Source organism: Desulfovibrio biadhensis, from assembly GCF_055388615.1.
In genome coordinates, this window is the sequence record NZ_AP042477.1 from 2001628 (window position 1) to 2022479 (window position 20852).

The 20852-nt window shown below is 58.2% G+C and carries 15 protein-coding genes; 10 read left to right on the top strand and 5 right to left on the bottom strand.

All coding sequences use genetic code 11. The features are described 5' to 3' along the window. Positions 1 to 16: 16 nt before the first annotated feature. From ACZ5EH_RS08760 to ACZ5EH_RS08800, 9 genes are all read left to right on the top strand, one after another. The gene (locus ACZ5EH_RS08760; protein WP_464277739.1) at positions 17 to 898 is read left to right on the top strand and encodes a hypothetical protein; all 882 of its coding nucleotides are present in this window, start codon (positions 17 to 19) and stop codon (positions 896 to 898) included. Between the two features lie 57 nt (positions 899 to 955). Further along, positions 956 to 4420 carry a CHAT domain-containing protein gene (locus tag ACZ5EH_RS08765; protein WP_464277740.1) on the top strand — a complete coding sequence of 1155 codons (3465 nt, stop codon included), beginning with the start codon at positions 956 to 958 and terminating at the stop codon, positions 4418 to 4420. A 33-nt stretch (positions 4421 to 4453) separates the two neighbouring features. Next, positions 4454 to 5179 carry an OmpA family protein gene (locus tag ACZ5EH_RS08770; protein WP_464277741.1) on the top strand — a complete coding sequence of 242 codons (726 nt, stop codon included), beginning with the start codon at positions 4454 to 4456 and terminating at the stop codon, positions 5177 to 5179. Positions 5180 to 5218: 39 nt separating this feature from the next. After that, entirely contained in the window at positions 5219 to 6661 is a 1443-nt protein-coding gene (locus ACZ5EH_RS08775; protein WP_464277742.1) for a hypothetical protein, read from the top strand. A 182-nt stretch (positions 6662 to 6843) separates the two neighbouring features. Next, the gene (locus ACZ5EH_RS08780) at positions 6844 to 7491 is read left to right on the top strand and encodes a tetratricopeptide repeat protein (RefSeq protein WP_464277743.1); all 648 of its coding nucleotides are present in this window, start codon (positions 6844 to 6846) and stop codon (positions 7489 to 7491) included. A 92-nt stretch (positions 7492 to 7583) separates the two neighbouring features. After that, positions 7584 to 8276 (top strand): hypothetical protein, encoded by a 693-nt coding sequence (locus ACZ5EH_RS08785; RefSeq protein WP_464277744.1) that lies wholly within the window; start codon positions 7584 to 7586, stop codon positions 8274 to 8276. A 122-nt stretch (positions 8277 to 8398) separates the two neighbouring features. After that, positions 8399 to 9274, top strand: coding sequence for a hypothetical protein (locus ACZ5EH_RS08790; protein WP_464277745.1), 876 nt, complete (start codon positions 8399 to 8401; stop codon positions 9272 to 9274). Beyond that, on the top strand, positions 9275 to 10159 hold the full coding sequence (locus ACZ5EH_RS08795; protein WP_464277746.1) for a FecR family protein: 885 nt from the start codon (positions 9275 to 9277) through the stop codon (positions 10157 to 10159). Positions 10160 to 10170: 11 nt separating this feature from the next. Then, positions 10171 to 12858, top strand: a complete 2688-nt coding sequence (locus ACZ5EH_RS08800) for a ComEC/Rec2 family competence protein (RefSeq protein ID WP_464277747.1) — start codon at positions 10171 to 10173, stop codon at positions 12856 to 12858. Here the strand turns inward: ACZ5EH_RS08800 and ACZ5EH_RS08805 are convergent. From ACZ5EH_RS08805 to ACZ5EH_RS08815, 3 genes are read right to left on the bottom strand one after another with little or no spacing between them, the layout of a single operon-like run. Then, on the bottom strand, positions 12776 to 14752 hold the full coding sequence (locus tag ACZ5EH_RS08805; RefSeq protein ID WP_464277748.1) for a hypothetical protein: 1977 nt from the start codon (positions 14750 to 14752) through the stop codon (positions 12776 to 12778). The genes ACZ5EH_RS08800 and ACZ5EH_RS08805 overlap by 83 nt on opposite strands. Continuing rightward, on the bottom strand, positions 14752 to 15801 hold the full coding sequence (locus tag ACZ5EH_RS08810; RefSeq protein WP_464277749.1) for a thiamine-phosphate kinase: 1050 nt from the start codon (positions 15799 to 15801) through the stop codon (positions 14752 to 14754). The genes ACZ5EH_RS08805 and ACZ5EH_RS08810 overlap by 1 nt, the downstream gene beginning before the upstream one ends. Then, positions 15802 to 16218 carry a hypothetical protein gene (locus ACZ5EH_RS08815; protein ID WP_464277750.1) on the bottom strand — a complete coding sequence of 139 codons (417 nt, stop codon included), beginning with the start codon at positions 16216 to 16218 and terminating at the stop codon, positions 15802 to 15804. Positions 16219 to 16396: 178 nt separating this feature from the next. Between ACZ5EH_RS08815 and ACZ5EH_RS08820 the strand changes: the two genes are divergently transcribed. After that, positions 16397 to 16858: a cereblon family protein gene (locus tag ACZ5EH_RS08820; protein ID WP_464277751.1), complete on the top strand. Its 462-nt coding sequence runs from the start codon at positions 16397 to 16399 to the stop codon at positions 16856 to 16858. Positions 16859 to 16941: 83 nt separating this feature from the next. Here ACZ5EH_RS08820 and ACZ5EH_RS08825 read toward each other — a convergent pair whose 3' ends face one another. Beyond that, the gene (locus ACZ5EH_RS08825) at positions 16942 to 19443 is read right to left on the bottom strand and encodes a plasma-membrane proton-efflux P-type ATPase (protein WP_464277752.1); all 2502 of its coding nucleotides are present in this window, start codon (positions 19441 to 19443) and stop codon (positions 16942 to 16944) included. A 193-nt stretch (positions 19444 to 19636) separates the two neighbouring features. Continuing rightward, positions 19637 to 20674 (bottom strand): Lcl C-terminal domain-containing protein, encoded by a 1038-nt coding sequence (locus ACZ5EH_RS08830; RefSeq protein WP_464277753.1) that lies wholly within the window; start codon positions 20672 to 20674, stop codon positions 19637 to 19639. Between the last annotated feature and the right edge of the window lie 178 nt (positions 20675 to 20852).

Here is a 20852-nt window from a genome sequence, read left to right on the forward strand (position 1 = left end):
TGAGGGGGTCAGAGGCATGAAACCAACGCGTTTCAGGTTGCTGTTGGCGTTGCTTATTCTTCTAGGTTTTACGGTCATTGTCGGCGCTGACGGCACAACCCAGGCCAAAGAACATCAAATTGCGGCGTTCCAACAGGATTCCAAGAACACGGAAGCCAAGCTCAACGGTGCGTTGGTGCTCAGTCCTTCCGTGAAAATCAAGGATGAAAAAAAGGAAGAGGCCAAAAAGAAAGGTACCAAAACATCCACAAAGAAAACGGCTAAAAAGGCCGAGCCTCCCAAAAAGACACCCAAACAGAAATATCCAGGCCTGGACGCCAAGACGGCCGCTTATGTGGTTGAGCTGGACAGGAAAATCGACATCTACAATGAATCCGCCGGCAAAGCCAAAGAGGCAGGCGACGAGGACCTGGCTCAACTCTACCTGAAGGCCGCGGCCAAAGAGAGCGCCAAGAAGGCCGCTCTGATGAAGCCCGAATCTTCCGAGGAAGACAACCTGGCTGTTGAAAATGCCGTCAAAGCGGAAAGCCAGGCCTTTGATAAGATCGTAAAACGTACCGACAAGAATGATCTGGACGCGGAGCAGAAGCAGTACATCCGCACCGAGGTCATCACACCGCTGGAACGTTCCACGGTTTTCTTTGAAGAACTCCTCAATAGAGCTTTGAAACCCTTGTTGCAGCAGTATCTGGGCAGCCCAGGAGCCGTACTCAACACGGCGGCCACCGTCTACAACATTTCTCAAGGCGGGTGTGCTTCCACTGGCAGCGCCATTGCAACAGGTGTAACCGTCGCCAACGTGGTCATCCCTATAATCCGCTCCCTCATCGATCTGGTGCAGTACATGAACCAGGATACGCAACAGACCATCACCAGCCTGAATACGCTGGTGGAATAGTGCAGCCAATATCCCGCGCCGGAAGCAATCCGGCGCGGGAGTTTCCCGGAGGTCGGCATGGCATCGCCAGGCTTTACGCGCTTTGTTTTTCCCGTGGGTTTTCTGTTTGCGGCGTGTTTGTTTGTTTTACACATGACGCCGGCGCAGGCTTATGGCGCCGATGCACAGGACCTGCTGCAGCAGTTCAATGCAGCCTTCACAGCCGCACTGGAGGCTGACAAAAAGCAGGATTATGCAGCAGCGCTCCCCGAGTGGGAAAAGGCCTTTGAAGCCATAGATTTCTTTGAGGAAACAGAACAGATCGTTCCCTACAAGGAAACAGTGCTCTTCAAGCTGGGTGAGACCAACAGACTGCTTGCCAAGCAGACAGAAGACCCCGCTACCCGCAAGGAACACTACGAAAAAGGCGCGGCTGCTCTGGCTGCGCTATTGGAAAGAGCCGTCCTTGCCGTATATGAGCGCGACGAAGTGCTGCAGCAGCAAGGCTATCTTTTTAGCGGCAAGGGTCTGTGGTTGGCTGCTCAGGGAGAGCCTGAAGCTGCCGCGCAGGCGCAGGTCAAGGCTCTTGAGAGTTTCGGCGCCATCAGCGATGCGGCCACCCGGGATGATACCGTAGCCAGGGAGCGCTCCGCACATGGCAAGACCCTGAAAATGTTGGGACGCTATGCAGAGGCGCACAAGGAACTGGCCTATGCGGTGCAGCACTGGGCCAAGGTCGGCAACAAGGAAGAGCTTGCCCGTGAAATGAACGCCCTGGCTTCGGTGGAGTTGTCCATGGGCAACATCGCCAAGGCTGCCGACGCCTTGGAGGGGATGCTGGCTGAGCATCCTGAAGAAGCGCCTGTCACATTGAACCAGGCCAGCGCCACATTCAACCTGGGCATTTGTCTGCAACTTCTGGGCGAATACCAGCGCTCTCGCAAGCTTTTGGAACGTGCTTACGAGATGGCTGTGGCGCTGAACGCCCCCGCCGCTTCGGAGGGGGAAACGCAGGACCAGGCCGTTTCACCGTCTCCCCCGCAGGAAGGCGCGCCGTCTGCAGCCGAACAAGCCTACTATGCCGCCTCGACCCGCGAGCTGATAGACAGCATCGCCAACTCGCAGGGCATTCTGGACTATCAATTGGGGTTTTATAATGAGGCCCTTGAATTTTTTGATGTGGCGGCAGCAAGCCAGGATAAGCAACTCCAGGCCAAGGCGCTGCTCAATGCAGTGGCTGTGCATATTGCAGCCCTGCAGGAAGAGTGGGACCCCGTAGTGTTTCAGGTGGCCGAGCAAAAGGCCACGGAATCCATGGGCATTGCTGACGCCATCGACGACATGCGCACTCACATGGCCGCGCGGCAGAATCTGGCGCGGCTGTATCATGACCGCGCCATTGCGCCAGAGAGCGCCGACATCCCGGACGAGCAGCGTCCGGAGAGCTTTGCCAAAGCATTTGAGCATTACGCCGCTGCCTTGCAGATCGCCGAAAAGTTCAAGGCGCAGGGCGCGGCCGCCTATGAAATGAGTGACATAGCAAGTAACGTGGGCGACGCCTTGCTGGCTCTCAGCAATATGTCCACGGCGGAGCCCGTGAACACCGCAAACCTTTGCCCCCAGGGACCTTTGCTGCAGTGCAGCCAGGCCCATTACGCCCTTGCCCTTGATAACGCCAAACGCATCCAGGCCATGGAGCAGCTTTGGCGGGCGCATTACGGCATAGGGCGCGTGCAACGCGCAGCAGGGCAGACAGACGACGCCATCGCCAGCCTCGAAGAAGCCGTGGAAATCATCGAAGGCATGCGCAATGTGCTGGGATCGGAAGAAGCAGGCGCGTTTCTGCGCAACCGCACCGACCCTTACATAGAACTCATCGACATCCTGCTGGAACGCTGGCGGCAAACGCCGGAGGAAGCACGGAATACGCCAGAGGCGCAGGGCTGGGCCGCCAAGGCATTGGGGTACCTGGAACGCAGCCGGCTGGCTTCGATCAAGGCCCTTTTTGAGCAGGCCCTGCCGGAAGAACGCAAGGCGCAGGGGCGCGCTTTGGCGGAAATCGAATACAGGCTGCGCAGGCTGTATCTGGATGAAGCCAATAACAGTCAGGAAATAGCGGTCCTGCTGGCGGAAAAGGCTGAAGCGGAAAAAGCCATTGCCGCAGATGACGTGCTGCTGCACAAGCCAGCGTTCGACCTCGCAGCAGCGCAGAAAAACCTGCTGTCAGGGCAGGCCGTACTGGCCTATTATTATGATGCAGCAAACGTCTGGGTCTGGAAACTGGACGCGGCAGGGCTGACCCTGCACAGCGCCTCCAGGAATGTAGGGGCGGGGCGTCGGGCGCGTGATTTCATCGGACAATTCGTGAACCGGCTGGGGCATGAAATAAACGCCGGCAACGCGGAAAACGTCCTGCACGAGAGCTGGAAAAAGCTCTTCAAGGATACCAAACTCGACCTCGTTGACATAACCGAACTTATTGTCATCCCGTATGGACAACTGGCCGTGCTGCCCTTTGGCGCTTTGCTGGTGGATAAGGACAGCCAGCATTATCTGATGCAGGATTTTGAGATCGGCTACCTGTATTCCATCACGCAACTGACCGCCCCCCGATTGGAAGGCAAAGAGGCTTTGCTGGCCGTGGGCAACCCCAATTTGCCGAGTTATTTCGGTGTGGAGGTGTTGCCCGTGCCCCCTGCGGAAGAGGCGGGTGCTGCCCGTGGTCAGGAAAAGAAAAGCCCCGTGGATGAAGATGAAGGGCCGAAGCTTGACCTTTCCGGCATTCCTTATGACGAGGCGCAGTTCATTTACCGCAAGCTGAATCCCGAGGATTTTGCGCCCACGGTGCAGGAAGTGGAGGGCACCCGCGCATTTTCCTTCAGCCCTCTGGCCAGTGCAGGCGAGGAAGTAAGAACCATAGACAAGGAATACGAGGCCGACGGTAAAGGTCCGGTGACCACCACCACGGATACTGCCGTTACAGAAAGCGAGCTGCTGCAGCAGATTAAGGAGCGCCCTGGCAGGTATCTGCACCTGGCGACCCACGGGAAGCTGCTGCCCACCAGCCCGCTGGATTCCTTTCTCGTCTTCTCCGAGGACAAGGCGGGCGCAGCAGGCTACCAAAGCGGCCTGTTGACCGTCCGGCAGATACGCAGCGACCTGTTCGGCAAGCTGGCCGGCGCCCGGCTGTGCACCCTTTCCTGCTGCGAGACGGCTTTGCGTGGCAAGGGCCTGGGGCTTGAACTTGCTTCGCTTGCCGGCGCTTTTCAATCAGCAGGGGCGGCAGTGGTTGTTGCTTCGTTGTGGGAAGTGCCTTCGAAGGCGACGGCCGACCTGATGACCAGCTTTTACGGGCACCTTTTTGCAGGGGAGACCGTGACCGCAGCTTTGCGCGCGGCTCAGTTGGAGATTGCCGGCAGGGAGGAGTACGCCGCGCCCGTAAACTGGGCGGCGTTTGTTGCCATTGGCGTCGACCCCGTCGCATACGGTGAAACGACATCTGCTGCCAGCGCAGAAAATGACGTGAATAATCCGCCCCAGTAGTGTAATAATGGGGCGCAAAATACGGAGTGCGATATGAAACAGATCATCAACGCTGTGGCGCTTTGGGCCTTGCTTTTATTGCTGGCTGCGCCAGGGGTTCTGGCTCAGGATTGCGAAGAGGCGTATAAGGACATCGAGACCCTGGACGATATGGACGAGTTGTTGCGACGGGCGGAAAAATACCCTGATTGCGGCGATTTGTACGTTGCTCTTGGTGATGTCTCCTACGATCAGGAACTCTGGCTGGATGCGGAGAAGTGGTATGGTAAGTCGCTTGAGTTCTACCCTGATGACAGCTTTATTCAGGACCGCCACGCCGAGGCCCTGCGCAAAAAACCCATTGCCCTGGATGACGCCGCCAATGTTGATGTGGACAAGGAGATCACCAAGCGCGGCCTGGGCGGTACCAAGGGACTGCCGCCGCTTTCGCTGGAGATCAACTTTGCAACGGGAAGCGCTGCCCTGCAGCAGGCGGCATACGACTCCCTGGATACCTTCGCCGTCATCATAACCAAAAAATTTGGCGACTATAACTTTGAAGTACAGGGGCATACCGACAATGTGGGGGCTCCTGCCAACAATCTGAAACTTTCCGAACGCAGGGCCAAGGCCGTGCGCGACTACCTGGTGCAGAATCGTGGCATCGATCCTGCAAGATTACGTGTAAAAGGATATGGCGAAACCCGTCCCATCGCCTCCAATGCTACGGATGACGGCAAGTCCAGGAACCGGCGGGTGCAGTTTCAGGGCTTTAAGTAGAAACAAGTGGGTGGTATGATGTCACCAAAGTGGGGAAATATGGTCAAAATAGGGAAAATCGCGAGGATGTCAGGGGTGGCCTTGCTGGCTTTGGCCGCACTGTTTTTACTTGCGCCTTGTCAAAATACGCATGCTGCGGGCCGCACGGTTATCGTCTCGGCTGAGGGGTTGGCTGATCCCAATGCCGACGCCTACAAGCGCGACAAGGCGATAATGGTGGAAGACCTGCGCAGGGACGCCAAGAATCAGGCCGTGGAAAAGGCGGTGGGTTCATTGGTTTCGTCCTCCACCCTTATGGAGAACTACACCCTGATCCATGATCGCGTGTTGACTCAGTCTGCAGGGCTGATCAAAAGCGTGATCAAGGAAAGTCCGCCCTGGATTGGGGAAGACGGCTTCGCCCACATGCTGATCAAGGCCGAAGTCTATGTGGACGACGTACGCAACGCGCTGCAGAAGATGTCCAAGACCGAGCGCATTGCGCTTATCAAGGAAGCGGGAAACCCGCGCATTTCCACATCCATTCTGGTGAAAAGCGCTGATGACCCCCTGGGCAAGCCCGCTCGTTCCGCTTTGGCTGAAAACATCCTGAACGAGCGCTTAAAGAGTTTTGGCTACCGGGTCTGGAGTGAGGACCACTCCCTGGAGTTGAAGACCGAGCTTATGGTGCGCAGCCAGATGGAAAACCAGGTGGAGGCAACGCTCTCCCTGCAACAGCAACGCGTGGCCGACTTCTACATTCAGGGCGTTGCCCAACTGGCCAGCTACACCCACACCCTGAAGCCGGCCAACATAACCGTGACCATGTACAACCTCTCCCACTTCAGCGTGAAATGCGTAAACGCCCATACCGGAGAGGAAATTCTCTATAACAACCAGGTGCCGCGTGGAAAGTCCTGGGCCAATGAATCGCAGGCAATAGAAGACGTCGGCAAGCTTATCGGCCAGGAATTTTCCCGAGAGTTTTTTGCCGAGCATCTGCAGGCGCCGTCCCAGATCTTTCAGCTCCAGGTCATGGGGTTGCCCAGTTACGACATGGGGCAGTTGCTCAAGAAGGAATTCATCGGCATGCGTCCTGTGCTGAATGTGGATTTTCGCAATTTCGATCGCAACGGTGCATCCCTTTATGAAGTGGAATTCACCGGCGGTCGTGAGAACTTTGGCCAATTGCTGAACGGCGCGATTATACAGCCGTTGAACCAGAAACTGGGGGAAAAGGCCTTTGGTCTGGATTCCGCACACGGTGAAGTGGTTCGCATGACCTACCACTCGGACATGACCGAGAAGGAATTGCAGAACAGGCTGGAAAGCACGCCGCCTGCTTCATTGGCAGCGGCTTCTCCCCAGCGCATCAAGGATGTGGTAAAGAGTGAAGAAACACTCAAGAAGGTTGCTGAGGTTGCGCCCCAGGCTGCGCAACAACTGAGTAAAGAAGGCATCCTGGATCAGGAAGGGGCTAAAAGCGCAGTGCAGAACTTTTAAGTATGCAGAGGTGAAGTGCGTAGTTTCATGGGGGGAGATACTTTTTTAAGAGACGCTTCTCTTTGCACCCCCTGGAAGGGAATGACGCGATGATTCTGAAAAAGGGGGCGCCTAATGCGGAAGGCGCCAACTCGGCCGCACCACGCGGCGACCGTAACCGCACGAATCAAAGGAGTCTTGCAATGGTTAGAAAAAGCCTTCTCGTTATGAGTTTGCTCTGTCTCGCCCTGGGTCTTGTGGCTTGTAAGCAGAATCCGCCAGCACCCATGCCGCCCCAGTTGACTGCAGAACAGCACTTTAACCAGGGCCTCTCGTTCTATCAGCAGGAAAATTTCTCTGACGCCGCTTTCCAGTTTGAGCAGGCCGTGGCCAAGCGGGCCAACTATGTCGAGGCTTACGACTATCTGGGACGCAGCTACTGGAAGCAGAACATGCTTTCGCGCGCGGAACAGGCTTTTGTGAAGGCCGTGCAGTTGCAGCCTTCCTACCTGCCTGCCCGCGAGTACCTGGGCTTGCTGTACTATGTGATGAACAACCTGAGCCTTGCCAAGCAGCAGCTTGAAGCCGCCCGCGGTCTGAACAGCATTGACCCGGCCGTGTACACAGCCCTTGGCGAGATTTACCTGCAGCAGGGGAGCTGCAAGAGCGCCATAACCGCCTTCAAGCGCGCACTGCAGCTGAATTCTTCCTACATTGAGGCAAAACAGGGGTTGGATCGCGCCACGTCCAAGTGCGGCGGCAAGAAATCAACCAGCAAGCCCAAGCCCAAGCCCACACCCAAGACCCAGTTCAAGGGCGGCGCCAAGGCTCTGGACCCTGCAGACTTCTAAATGTGGCCACAATGTACTGATGCGCCTGGCTGCGAAAACTGCAGCCGCTGATCTCAAGTCGGGATCGCAAAGCGTCAACCCGGGGGTGAATCGTGACTCACGCAGTTAGCAAGACGTCCTTTCTCGAAACCTTGAACAGAGCGTGCAGCTTCCTGTTGTTTGGGATTCTGGCTTTGCTGGTGAGCGGGGGGTGGACCCCTGCACGCAGCGGGCAGAAAGAACTCATGCAAGCCTGGGAGGCAAAGCAGCAGGACGTGAAGAACAAGGTATACGATCGGCTGCGCGAGGAAGGCAAGCTGCCCAAAGACGGTACGGTCATCTTCAAAGCCAGAACCAAGCGTGACCCGGGGGACCAGGAAAAGCTGCTCATTACCGTGGATGAAGTGCAGGTGGTGCCAACGCCGGAAGATTTTTCGCCTGTTGCCCCTGCAGATCAAACAGCAACAACGGTAAAGGGGGGCGCTGCAAGTTCCACCCCTCCCATAAAGGGCGGAGCGGCGAGCACCAGCTTCGATACCGAAGAGGGCAAGGTCGTGCAGCCTACGCCCATCAACGCCGTGACCATAGAGTGGCATAACATGGATGTCTCGGACTTCATCAAGGAAGAGTCCCTGGATATTCCTGTAGAGCAGGAGTTTGCCGGACGCTTTGTGATTCGCCGGGGCGTCATCCTGCCTGCTCCAAAAGAGGATGCACAAGAGATGCAATCACCGCCGGAGCCTACCTCCAAGGGGTGGACCACGGTGGTGCCGCCAAATGACGGGAACAAGGCCGGCCTGCCCTAAGGCAGGCCGCGCCCAGAACATGGGGAACGCCTCCTTTGCCGGGCACTGGGGGCGAAGATAGAGAAGACCGACACGGGTGCGGCCGGCAGGCCGCAGCATCGAACACAAAGATGGAGAGACTTATGAACCGCAAGACCATTGCAATAATGATGATCGCAGCCCTGATGCTTTGCTTTGCCCATGGGGCCGAAGCCGGCAACAAGAAGCTCATGTCCATCAAAATGGCCAAGCAGGACCTGGCCAGGAACCTGATGGAATCCATTGTTGGCTACAAGGTCAAGAGCAAGGGTGAATTTGGCCTGACAGAAGACGCCAATTACAAGGTGGATACCAAGGCCCGTGCTCTGCTGAAGGGCGTTCAGGTGGACGAATGTGTGTACGACCAGGGCAAGGATGTGGCCATCTGCTACGGCCATGTGGATCTGGGCGAAGTGCAAAACATTCTGGGGGATTACAACGTCTACAAGGGCGTGACCATCCGGTCCATGGGGTTGGGCACCATGACGAAAAGCGCCCTGCCGGCGCTGCGCTCGCTGCGCGCCGCCATGCTCAATGCGTATGACGAGATGGCCAAGGTGCTGGTGGGTGAAGATATTTACTCACGTTCGACTGCTGAAAACTTCGTGCTGACCCAGGATGTGAACCGCTCCCGCCTGTGCGCCGCTGTTTACGGCGCAGTGATTCCCCAGCATTCCGTAAAGTTCGGCAAGAAAGGCTGGGGTTGGGATGATCAGGGCGATGCCTATGTTATCCTGCAGATGGACGTGGAAAAGGTGCGCGACATGATGGGCAACACCTTCAGGTACAAAGGTGAAAACATCATCGAAGTCATGGGTATGGGCGCCATGAAGGATGAGCTTTCCGAAGCCGAGGAAGCCCAGAGCGGCGGTGTGCCACAGTCCGCCACCAAGATGACGTATGGCAGCCTGGACGTGCCTACCCCTGGCAGCGGCAATCAGGCCAATGACGATTACAAGGGTGGCGCAGAGGCCCAGTAAATGATGCAGATTATCCTTACGGCGGTGCGGCGTGTGAGTCGCGCCGCCGTTTTCCTCCTTGTATGCTTCGCAATCATGGGTGTCTTTTGCACGGGCGCTGTGTTTGCGCAGGAGCAGACTCCGGAAGAGACGTCGGAACAGACCGTACAGAAGTCGGAACAGGCTGAAGAGAAGACCGGGCAAACCGACCGCGTCAAGGCTGGCGTGGTCGAGGAGATAGAAGGCCAGGCCATTGCCTTTTTGCAAAAAGACCCCCACGTCATGACCAGCGCCAGCAAAGACGAACGGGATCTCGCTCAGGGCGCGGCGATTTATGTAAACGACGTCGTGCGCACGAGTGATGCAGGCAAAGTGAAAATCCGCTTTGAGGACGACAGTGTCATGGACGTTGGGACGGAGAGTGAAGTGCGCATCACCAGCATGGTCTATGACCCTGAAAATGCGGAAAACTCGAATCAGGTGTTTTCTTTTTTCAAGGGCCTCTTTCGGTTCGTAACAGGGGCGATCACGCGGCAGGATCCGGAAAACACGACCCTGCAGGCGCCTTTGGCCACCGTGGGCATACGCGGCACCATCACGGACCATTATGTCGATGCTGTTGACGAAATCATTGACGGCACACCGGTACGTGTAGTGGCCAGCGAATTGCACGCCCTGCGTGAGAGCAGCCATCCGGACGATGTGGTGGTCAGCTACCAGGACAAGCAGGTGGTGCTTGCCAAGCCTGACGACGTTGCCGACGTGAAGGTCAACCTGCCTGTAAGCGTGCGAACGCTGACGAGTTTTGAGAGGCGACATTTCGGCGAAGTCGCCATCGAGCCGTATTCCTTTGATCCTGAAGTCGGCAAGTCCCTCAGGCAGGGGTGGGCCACACCCAAACAATGAGGTGCTGATACTTGGCCTTGCTGGGGGTTAAGCGGAAAACGACGCAAACGCCTGCGCTCGCCGGGATGCTCTCCTGGCAGTATTATCTCATTGCCTATGTGCTGGGCCTGTTGGCCTGGCAAGAACCCTTGGCCGCGCTCTGCGCGGCCTTGCTGTTTCTCCTGCTCTCCGACCTGACGCATTGGCGCAGGGCGGTTTTTTTTGTGTTGGTGATGGTGGCGGGCGCCGGCATAGCGGTCTGGTGTTCGCCTGTTGCCGCCCCTGCTTTGGATTCTGCGGAAATTCCTGCATGGATGCTGGATCGTGAAAAGATAGACCTGCATGCGACTGTCGTCTCCAGTGAGCCACGTCCGGAAGGACGGCTCAGATGTATTCTGAAAGACGTGCGTTGTTTCCCCCCGGAACAATACAATACTCCCCCCGTGGATTTGGCGGGGCGGCTGGCCTTTACCTGGTATGCTCCGGAATTTACGCCTCCCCCTGGGGCACGGATCGCGGCGCATTTGCGGGTTGCACCCCTGCGGGGCATGACCAACGCTGGCGCCTGGGATTACGAAGGGTGGTGGGCGCGGCAAGGCGTCCGTTGGCGGGCTTGGGCAAACGCGGCAAAAGGGCGCGTGCAGATACATGGGCAGGCACAGACCGATGCCTTCTGGTCGCCTGCCTGGTCCGTCTTGTGGCACTGGCGGGAAGCTTTGAAGGCACGGGTGGCTGCCCTGCTCAGGCCATGGGATTCCCAGGGGCGCGCAGCGGTCTTTGCTCTGTTGTTTGGTGAGCGCTCCTGGTTGTGGCCGGAAACGGCTGCGCGTTTGCGGGAGGCGGGCGTTGCGCACAGTTTCGCGCTTTCCGGCCTGCACATCGGCTTTGTGGTGCTGGTGGGCTTTGTTCTGGTGCGATTGGTAGGGGTAGTGGCGCCTGGCCTGTATCTGAAGCGCCCCCGCCAGCAATGGGGCGCCCTGGCTGGGGCATTGCTGGCAGTGGTGTACATTTGGCTCGGGGGGTGGTCGCCATCGCTTATGCGCGCGGCGCTCATGTTTTTCATCTGGGGGGCGCTGTATCTGCAAGGCCGCGAGAACACCTTGTTTGATGGACTTTTGCTGGCGGTGGCCGTGATGCTGGTGGCGTCTCCGCTCCTGATTTTTGATCTGCGGTTGCAACTGTCGGCCCTGGCCGTGCTGGGCATTGCAGCGCTGCTGGACCTGCGCAGGCACTGGCGTAAAACGCGTGGGAAAGGAAGCGCGCTTCTGGCGGGCGGCCGCCCCATTCATGAACATGGCGGCAAAGGGGGCGTTTTCATTACCGTATGGCAGGCAGCGTGCAAGACGCTGCCCATGGTGCTGCTGGTCAGCTGCAGCGCGCAATTGGCGCTTTTGCCCCTCATTGTACATTCTTTTGGCGAGCTTTCAGGCAGTTTTTATCTGAATGTGCTGTGGTTACCGGTTCTAGGGGTGGCGGTTATGCCCCTTTCCCTGGCGGGACTGGCAGCCAGCCTGCTCCCCTGGCAGCAGCCTGCTGCTGCGCTGCTGCATGTGGCCGCATCCATAAGCAATGCCTTTCTTACACTTTTGCAGGATATGGACGCATCCGGCCTGCTGCTGGTGGCAACGCCCATGCGCGATGCGTGGCCCGCGTGGGTGGGGTATTGGTGCGTATTGTTCCTGTTCTGGTTTTTTTTGCGGCAGGCACTGCAGCGCAGGGCTTTGCAGCGGGAAAAACCCGATGTCGCAGAAAAGCTGCGACCGCTGCGCCTGAAGGGCAAGAATTTGTTTGCTGTGCTTCTTGGGGTAGTGCTGCTGACGCTGCCCGCCTTTGGAGCGGCCTTCAAGGTGTTGGATAGAGGCGTTACGTTGCACATGCTCGACGTAGGGCAGGGGCAGGCGCTGCTTTTGGAATTGCCCTACGGGAGAAGACTGCTCATAGACGGGGGTGGTTTCCCCTATGGCTCATTTGATGTGGGGCGCGCAATCGTCTCACCAGTGCAGACCGCGGGGCGGCCGCCCGTGCTGACCGGGGTCGTCCTCTCCCACCACCACACCGATCATATGCTGGGCCTTGGCTACCCCCTGGAGCAGTATGACGTCGGTTTTTACGCGGACAATGGTCGCGCCATACCGTTGCCGGCGGGAAAGCGTTTGGCGGATGCTTTGGAGAGCAAGGGCGTCCCCCATTTAGTCTGGCAGGAAGGGGATGTGTTGCCCCTTGGGGATGGGCTCGCCCTGGAAGTATTGCATCCGGAAGCCGTATTGCATCCGGAAATCGCTCTGGATCCGGCATCTGAGTTGGAAACGGAAAAAGACACCGTGTCTAACGATAATTCCCTGGTGCTGCGTGTAACCTGGCATGGCCGCGGGCTTGTGATCATGCCGGGTGATATTGAAACGTCCGCCATAACGAAACTTCTGGAGAGCGATGCAGACTTGAGCGCCCAGGTGCTGGTTTTGCCGCATCATGGTGCGCATAATGGTGGTGAGTCTGCGTTTCTACGGAGGGTTGCACCGGAAATTGTGCTGGCCAGCGCGGGTTTTTTGAATCGCTACGGTTTCCCCGCTCCGCAGATGCGTAACGTTGCAGCGCAGATGGGCGTCGCCATGTATGTGAGCAGTGCGTGTGGCGAGGTTACTGTGCGCTGGGACCCTGTACGGGAGGGGGCGCTGGCGCCCCAGCCTCGGGTGGTGTGGCAGCGGCAGGGGCAGCGGTAGGGGAAGCGGGCAAACTGGCCGGAATGGGCGCAATGGTAAGCCGCATGGGGCCGAACAAATCCTCGGCCTCGAGCACCCTGGCCGTGATGTCGAGGGCCGCCCCGGTTGCGGGAAGCGGTAGCTGTGTACCGTCTGCAGCAAGGATGCGGCCTTTGGCAAGCAGCAGACGGAATTCCTCGGCGGCAAAAGCCCCCCCGTTGGCGTCAGATGCGGCCAGGGGCAAAACAGTGGCGTAATCGGCTGTGGTATTTCCAATGATCCCCTGCAGGCGCACGGTGTCGCCAATTTTTGCGTCAAGGGCGGCGCGTAATGCAGTGACCCGCGTTTTGACGTCGGCCACAGTGGGGAGCTCTGCGATGGCTGCATCATAGGCCGGATCGCTCTGCCAGGTGGGCAAAGCGTTTGCTGCATCATAGGCAGGGGCGCGGCTGAAAAATATTCTGTTTGCCTGCAGAGGGGCGCCGGACTGCGTGCTGCCCTGTAGAATGGCGATGATGTCCGGCAGGGAATCCGCATCCAGATCGTCCACGCCAATGGCCTGGATACGCAGGTTTTGCAGTGTATCGTCAATGGGTGCGCCAAAAGCCACTGTAGCTGCGGGGTCCAACAGAATGTTAAGGCCGCCGGTGGTGGTAATGCGAAGCACGTCGCCCTCTCCGGTATCGATTGCCAGCAGGCAGGCGCTTCCCAGGCCGGGAATCTTAATGCCGAAACTGTGCGACGGCAGCAGAGTTCCGGCAACCGGTGTTACCTCGCTGCAGGGCGTATGGTCAGCGGCCATGAACCCACCCCCGCGAGGCGGGCGCAACGTCACGCTCTGGAGCAGTTCCTGAAACGTTTTGCGCCATTGGCCCGCCACCCCGGGCAGGGTGCCTTTGCCCATGGCGCTGTAGAACGCGCGCTCCATGTCAGGTTCTCGCCCCCAGACCTGTCCGCCCGCGCATGCAGACGCAGGAGGCGCCGTTGTAAAATAGCCCGGGTTTTCGCGGATAACTGTTCCAGGAGGTGCTTCCAAGCCTATCTGAGTGAGCCAGCCATTGCGAAAAAACAGTGCACTGGCCCTGAACAAGGGGCAGTCCGTGTCTTGTATATGCAGTGAATAAAAGCTGAGGCCCAAGGCGTTGTCATTGAGGGCAACGGGCTGCCCCTTTCCTGTGACAGCCTGTGGCGCAATCTGCTGCAACAGGGAGGCAATGCCGGCTTGCCCCTGTGCTTCTTTTGCCTGGGCGGCCAAAGCGGCGCGCAGCAACAGTGCGTCCTTGAACCTAAAAGGAAAGGGCGCGTTATCCTTCAGGCGGCTCATGGGCAACGCCTCGTACCAGAGGCCCAGGCCGGAGCCGTTTCCAGCAGGTGTCTGGCGGGGGGCATACATGCGCACGCCCTGGGGTAATGCGGCTTTCAGACCCGCCTCAGGCACGCCAAAATCCTGTTGCGATCCTTTGTCCACGGACGGAGGTGGGTTTTTTTCCAGAAAAAAGAAGGCGCCCTTGTATATGAGCACGAACCGTCCGTCCGGGAGGGAGAGCATGGTTTCAAAGCCGGGAATATCGCAGCCCGTGTCCACCACGTCGGCAGGGGCGTCACCCTGATTGGGGATACCGAGTTCGGCCGGGGTGGTGTTGTAGGCGGCCAGAAGAACGCCAGCGCGGATTTTCTGAATGACAGGCGTCACGCGGCAGGTGCGGCCCTCGAAGCTGATGGAGGTCTGGGAGATACGTGCAGTCTTGCCCAGCCAGGCCTGGGCCTGTTCTGGGGTGAGCGTGGCGGCCTTGGGAATACGGTAGTCTATTATGCGCCAGACACTGCCACTGCCAGGTGTCGCCGCGGCCATTGCCTGAACGCAGAAACCCAAAAAAAGCAGGCCAAGGATTGGCAGAATGGAGCGCAGGTGCATCAGCGTTCCCGAAAGTGATCGAAGCCGGGACCGGCCACGTCTTGGAAATTACGCTCACCCACACGGATGCCTGGCGCTTCGGTAATATTGCCGATGCGCAGAAAGCCGGGCAGCGTGCTGGCGAGCCGCACGGCTGCTTCCTGTGAGCATGCGCCGATCAGGCAATAGTCTTCGCCCCCTAATAGCGATTCGCGAAGAGGGTCCCGCCCTGTCTGACGGCAGAAATGCAGAACATCCGGGTGCAGGGCTTCCTCACGGAGCTCAATGCTGACGCCGGGCACGTTTTGCGGTCCCAGATGGGGGGCGAGCTCTGCCCCCAATAGGCGGGGCAGGTCCGTGGCCAGACCATCGGAAAGGTCCATAAGGCTGTTTACGCCAGGCTCGGCCGCAAGCACTCCCGCCGTATCGAGCAAAGGGCGCGGGGTCAGGTGGGCGGCTACTGCGGCGGGATACAGTTTTGATGCGCCATGCCCGGTTTCCTCCAGCGCCAGGAGACCACAGCGCGCCAGCCCCAATGTCGCGGCGCCGCTTTCCGGAGGAGAGCAGACAAAAAGTATGTCGCCTGGCGAGCAGCCACCACGCGGAACAGGCCGCTCGCTTTGCCCCCATACGGTGATGGAAAAACCAAGGACAGGGGCGCGGCTTAAATCTCCCCCTACAAGCGGGGCGTCTGCCGCTTTGGCAAGGGCCGCCATGCCGGCGAAACAGCGATCCCAAAAATCCGGGGGCAAGTCGGACTCGCTTTTTGCCGGGGCCTGGACGCAAAGGCAGAAGCCGGTCGCCTTGCCGCCCATACCGGCGATATCCGAGAGGTTTACCGCCAGGGCCTTGTGCCCGATTGCCTCAGGGGGGAAATAGGAGCGCCGGAAATGTACGTCCTCGATGAACATATCCGTGCTGATGAGGGCTTTTTCAGGCCAGGCCACAATGGCGCAATCGTCACCGCGCCCCATGAGTAAGGAAGGGTGCTCGCGCGGGAAATGCCGCTCAAGGCAGGTCAGAAAAGAGAACTCTGAGTCCGGATGCGCAGCGCCTGGCGCGTGCGACATTTAGAAATTGACCTCCGCGACATGCATGCCCAAACGCTCGGCAAGCTGGCTGATCCAGTGGATGTCCTGCAAATACATCAACAGCGCATAAGCGATGAGGATGCCGACGGCCCAGATAACGCCGCCCACAATGTTGGGCACGCACCAGGCGACTGTTTCTGCAAACAAAGAGGTCGGGCTCAACAACTGGTCGCGCAAGGTGTCTTCGTGTTCCTTGGGCATGAAAATTACGCGCAATTTGTCCAGAATGGAAATAACCAGGGGGGGAATCACCAGCCAGAGCACCCAACGGATGGGCAGGCCACTGGGTATGGCGTCACGCACGTCAAAAAAATTGTAGATGTTGGAAAGCAAGCTGACGCCAACAGCGGCGTATATAATACCAAGAAGGATGTGGATGTACTTTGCGACGTTCATGCCGTCCTCGTGGCGCCGTGGCGCAGGCTTTATGAATGGAACAGGCCAGTGATGCAGTATACGTATACTGTGGCACGTTTAGCATCGTGTTCAGGTCGTGACAAGCCCCGTACGCCGCCGCACGCTTCTTTACTACTGCGCTCTTGCAATGGCTGGCGCATGCCGTAGAATACATAATATGATCCTAGCTCCTGAACGCCTGCGCATGCTCAGGGAAGACCGGGATGATTCTCCTGGCAACCGAGACGGCGGCAACTCCGGTTCCCATACGCCTGATGGGACCCCTGAGATTGTAGACGAACTCGCGCCTGATCATGAAGGCAGGGCACTGCGTTGCGTTTCCTGCCACCACATTATTACCTGGAGCAGCCAGCGTATGGAGTGGGGCGGGCAGCACCGCCATGTATTCTTCAATCCCTACGGCCTTGTTTTTGAGCTTGGGTGCTTTGCCAAGGCCCAGGGCTGCGGCGTCACCGGCCTTCCCAGCGATTCCTTCTCCTGGTTTTCCGGCCATGCCTGGCAGGTGGCCCTTTGCGGCAAGTGCCTGCTCCACATGGGCTGGCTTTATCGCCCCATCAGTACTGGGGGGCGTTTTTTCTTTGGTCTTATTCTGGATAATCTGGTGGAGGACGAGGCATGACACCTCGCCCTCCATTGCCTTTGGTCTTCTTGTCGCAGTAGCGCCGGCAACTGCCTGTATGCGGTTACCTTTCGGCATCTCACCTACCGGTGCTTGCCATGTATGCCCATGTGTTGCGCCGTACGGTTCAGCATGCCGAAGAACCGCTGGTGGCGACCGGTGTTCATGTCCAGCATCCGGTAGCACCCCACTTTCACTACGTCCTGCACCACCATCCAGGCGACATTGTAAAGCCACACGCCGATGATGATGCCAACGGGCAGCCTGGGAACGAATATGCCCAGAGCGCACATGATGGCGGCCAAAAGCTGCGTGCCCATGATGGCCCAGAAGAGCGGCCTTGCAGGACGTGGACGCCTCCAGAAAAAGTCCTTGCTGCGGGTGAGAAAGAGCATCAGGTGCCCGCCGGCGACAAGCTGCAGAAAGAGCATGGTCTGCAGGTGTTTCGGGTCGAGCTGCCATTGCATCTTGCCCAGGGTCAGCAGCAGGAAGCTTTGCGCCACCGCCAGAGCCCCCAGCACCCCGGAGATGATGAGCACACGTTTCATATCCCAGCGTACAGGTGCGGGTGAAACGGTGGTGTTGTCGTAAGCTATTGTCATGATGGGGATGTCGTCCAAAAGGGCCAGCAGTATGATCATGACCGCCGTGAGGGGGTAGAAGTCGTACACCACCATGGCCAGAACCACGAAAAACATGATGTCTATGGTCATGGCGATACGGTAAATGGTGTAGCTCATCATGCGTTCGAAGATGCGGCGGGATTCCTCCACCGCCTTGACGATAACGGACAGACCGGGCGCCGTGAGCACCAGGTCCGCAGCCGCCCGGGCCGCATCCGTCGCCCCGGAGACCGCCACACCCACGTCGGCCTGTTTCAAGGCAGGGGCGTCGTTCACACCGTCGCCGGTCATGGCCACCAGGTGCCCCTTGTCTTGCAGGGCATGCACGATGGCGTATTTGTGTTCGGGAAAGACACGGGCAAAACCGTCGGCCTTTTCAATGCGCCCCGCCAAGGCGTCGGAAACGTCAGCAGGGTTGTCCGTGTCCTGAAAAACATCGCTCGCCGCCAGCAGTTGCGTGCCCAGGCCGAGTTGTCCGGAAATCTCCCGGCCGATGGCCAAATCGTCGCCTGTAACCATCTTCACTTCGATACCGTATTCTTCTGCCTGGGATATGGTCTGGGAGGAATCAGTACGCGGCGGATCGAACAGGGAGAGGATACCCAGGTATTTCCATGTTTTTTTGCCGGGGTCCATGCGCGCAACGCCCAGGGCCCGGTAGCCCCGGGACGCCAGGGAATCCACAACTTCTTCGGCTTTTGTCCGCGTGGTCTTGTTCACCTTGCACAGGTCCAGAACCACCTGAGGCGCCCCTTTGGTGACCTTCAGCACTCCGCCGGAACCATCTTCCAGCTCGGCTTCTGTGCGTTTGGATATGGGGTCAAAAGGCGTGAAGCCTTTTTGGTTGAACGCCTTCAAGGATTCAGGATTTTTGATCGCCTTGATGACGGCCAGGTCGATGGGGTCCTGGTTCTCCTCCTTGGAGGCCAGGGCCGCGTAGAGTACAAGCTCGTCCGCGTCTTTCGCCTCGAAAAGCGTGGGGTCGCCCAGGGTCAATTTGTTCTGGGTCAGGGTGCCGGTCTTGTCGGAACACAGTATGTCTATCCCGGCCATTTCCTCGATGGATTGCAGCCGGGAGACAATGGCCTTTGACTTTGAAAGCGTCAGCGCGCCCAGGGCCATGGTGACGGAAAGGACTGCGGGCATGGCCACCGGGATGGATGCCACCACGAGGATGAGCACGAACTGGATGAGCTGCATCCAGGGTTCACCGCGTATGAGTTCCGTGAGCACCAGCACAAGAGAAAGACCCACTGCCAGGAAGATCAGAAAGTCGCCAACGCGCATGACGGCTTGCTGGAAGTGGGAAACCGAAGCAGCAGATTCCACCAGTTTGGCTGTGCGGCCGAAAAAGGTATCTGAGCCGGTGCCTGTAACGATGGCCACCATTTCACCCTGTTTTGCAATGGAGCCGGAGTACACTTCCTCGCCCTTTCGGCGTGTAACGGGCAGGGATTCGCCGGTGAGCGCGGCCTGATCCACCGAGAGGTATTCACCGTCTATGAGCACCGCATCGGCGGGGATTACATCTCCCAATCTGAGGCGCACAACGTCGCCAGGCACAAGATTTGCCGCTTCCACCTGCCGCCATGCGCCATCGCGGAGGGCGCGGGCCCCCAGAGCAAGCTGCCCTTTGAGCGCGTCCAGGGCGTTGGTGGCCTTGCGTTCTTCCCAAAAACCGATGCCTGCATTGAACAGCAGCATCACAATGATTATGAAGAAATCGGCCCAGTGCTGCACCAGAAGGGAGAGAATGGCGGCGGCTTCGATCATCCAGGGGATGGGCCCCCAGAAATAGCCGAGCAGTTTTTTCAGCTCGCTTTGCTTATGCTCCTCAAGGGCGTTGGGACCGAATTTGTCAAGACGGTTGCGTGCTTCTTGCGAGGAGAGACCCTTTGGGTCGGCGTCCAGCTTTTTGAAAAGGGCGTCCAGGTCGATTTTCTGCGGTTTTTGTTCAGGCATGGCATCCTCAATACTGGAAGGGGGGTGTCAGGGAGTGAAAAACTGTTGCTCATGTAAATCATGAGGCAGATGTACCCGTTGCAAGCGCTGCTAGCCGATGCGCGCCGTCCAGGCCGCCTCGGAAAAATGAGTCTTGCACTCCGGCATACACCATGTCCGGAAGTTTTTGCAACGGCGGGGCGGTTGCGCCGTATTACTCCCCGGAGGTGAAGCTCTCTTCGTCAGTCACAAGCCATGTGTAGAACTCGGGCTTGGGCTTGTGTCCAACGCCAACAGCGCCTTTGTCCATGTAGAGGCAGAATGACCAGTCTGTTTCGTAAAAGCTGGTTGTGCTGCTCCAGTAGGCTTGCTGCACGTCAGCGAACGGATGCCCTTCCGGCAGTGCAGGCGTGTGGCGGGAGCAATCTACCAGAGACTCCAGCTCGTTTATGTTTGGCAATCGCCAGGCAATGCCGCTTTCTTGGCTGGCGCGCATGGCCGTTTCCAGGGCCTGCTCCCAGGGCAGCAGTTTGTTTTCCGCCGCGGCGGATGGCTGCCACACCAGACGCGTCAGGCGGTCCAGCACGCCTATTTCATTCTCCAGAACGCGGAAGCGCGGTTCCGGCCATGTGGCGCCCAGTTGCAACGCCCCGTCTTGTAGCGGCGCATCGGCGCATGGAATTTCCTGACCGCTTTCGCTGAAGCATTGTTTTTGCCCTGTTGCAGGCAGCAGGGTGCTTTGGCCGCAAACAGGCCACACCAGGCAGTAGCCTGTTTTGGCGCCGTAAAACATGCGCCCCCCTTCGAAATGGACGTACCAGGCGTAGGCAGGGGCCTTTGCCGCTGTGGTCGCGCTCCAGTACCACCCCAGAAATACATTGTTGAAAGGGTGTTCTCCTGGGAGGGCAGGCTTGCGCGCACCGTGGTTCACAAGGCTGCGCAGTTCTCTGCGGTTGGGCAACCGCCAGTCGTTTCTTCCGAGCCAGTTTTGGCTGTTCAGTGCATTGATTTCGGCCAGGGCTTCCCCCCATGTGATGGGAAAAACCAGGGGATTTGCATCCCGGCTCCAGAATAAACCGGTAAGCGCATCGCGAACAATGACATCGCTTTCCAGAAAAAAACGCGGTTTAGGCCAGGGCGTTCCTTTGCCAAATGCTGCGTCCTGGCAGATTGCGGTATCCTTGTTGCATGGAATTGTATCGCCGTTGGCCCCGTAACAGTGCTCCATACCGGTATGCAGAATGTGTCTCATTGTGATCGTACCAATTGGTTTGATGCATGGTGGTTAGGTGACCACCCAATATGACAGAGCTTTTGCACTGGGGCAAGGTAGGGTAGAAAAAAACGAGGTCTTATTCAGATTGGCTTGATGCAGTGCGTATGGCACATTTCACACTCCAAAAGTACACAAAAATGTAACCTGATATGAC

Excerpts from the sequence above, each read along its gene's own strand:
- ACZ5EH_RS08775 (WP_464277742.1), top strand. The coding sequence starts at position 5,219 with ATGGTCAAAATAGGGAAAATCGCGAGGATGTCAGGGGTGGCCTTGCTG.
- ACZ5EH_RS08825 (WP_464277752.1), bottom strand. The coding sequence starts at position 19,443 with ATGCCTGAACAAAAACCGCAGAAAATCGACCTGGACGCCCTTTTCAAA.
- ACZ5EH_RS08780 (WP_464277743.1), top strand. The coding sequence starts at position 6,844 with ATGGTTAGAAAAAGCCTTCTCGTTATGAGTTTGCTCTGTCTCGCCCTG.
- ACZ5EH_RS08790 (WP_464277745.1), top strand. The coding sequence starts at position 8,399 with ATGAACCGCAAGACCATTGCAATAATGATGATCGCAGCCCTGATGCTT.
- ACZ5EH_RS08830 (WP_464277753.1), bottom strand. The coding sequence starts at position 20,674 with ATGAGACACATTCTGCATACCGGTATGGAGCACTGTTACGGGGCCAAC.
- ACZ5EH_RS08760 (WP_464277739.1), top strand. The coding sequence starts at position 17 with ATGAAACCAACGCGTTTCAGGTTGCTGTTGGCGTTGCTTATTCTTCTA.
- ACZ5EH_RS08770 (WP_464277741.1), top strand. The coding sequence starts at position 4,454 with ATGAAACAGATCATCAACGCTGTGGCGCTTTGGGCCTTGCTTTTATTG.
- ACZ5EH_RS08810 (WP_464277749.1), bottom strand. The coding sequence starts at position 15,801 with ATGTCGCACGCGCCAGGCGCTGCGCATCCGGACTCAGAGTTCTCTTTT.
- ACZ5EH_RS08795 (WP_464277746.1), top strand. The coding sequence starts at position 9,275 with ATGATGCAGATTATCCTTACGGCGGTGCGGCGTGTGAGTCGCGCCGCC.
- ACZ5EH_RS08765 (WP_464277740.1), top strand. The coding sequence starts at position 956 with ATGGCATCGCCAGGCTTTACGCGCTTTGTTTTTCCCGTGGGTTTTCTG.
- ACZ5EH_RS08820 (WP_464277751.1), top strand. The coding sequence starts at position 16,397 with ATGATCCTAGCTCCTGAACGCCTGCGCATGCTCAGGGAAGACCGGGAT.
- ACZ5EH_RS08815 (WP_464277750.1), bottom strand. The coding sequence starts at position 16,218 with ATGAACGTCGCAAAGTACATCCACATCCTTCTTGGTATTATATACGCC.
- ACZ5EH_RS08805 (WP_464277748.1), bottom strand. The coding sequence starts at position 14,752 with ATGCACCTGCGCTCCATTCTGCCAATCCTTGGCCTGCTTTTTTTGGGT.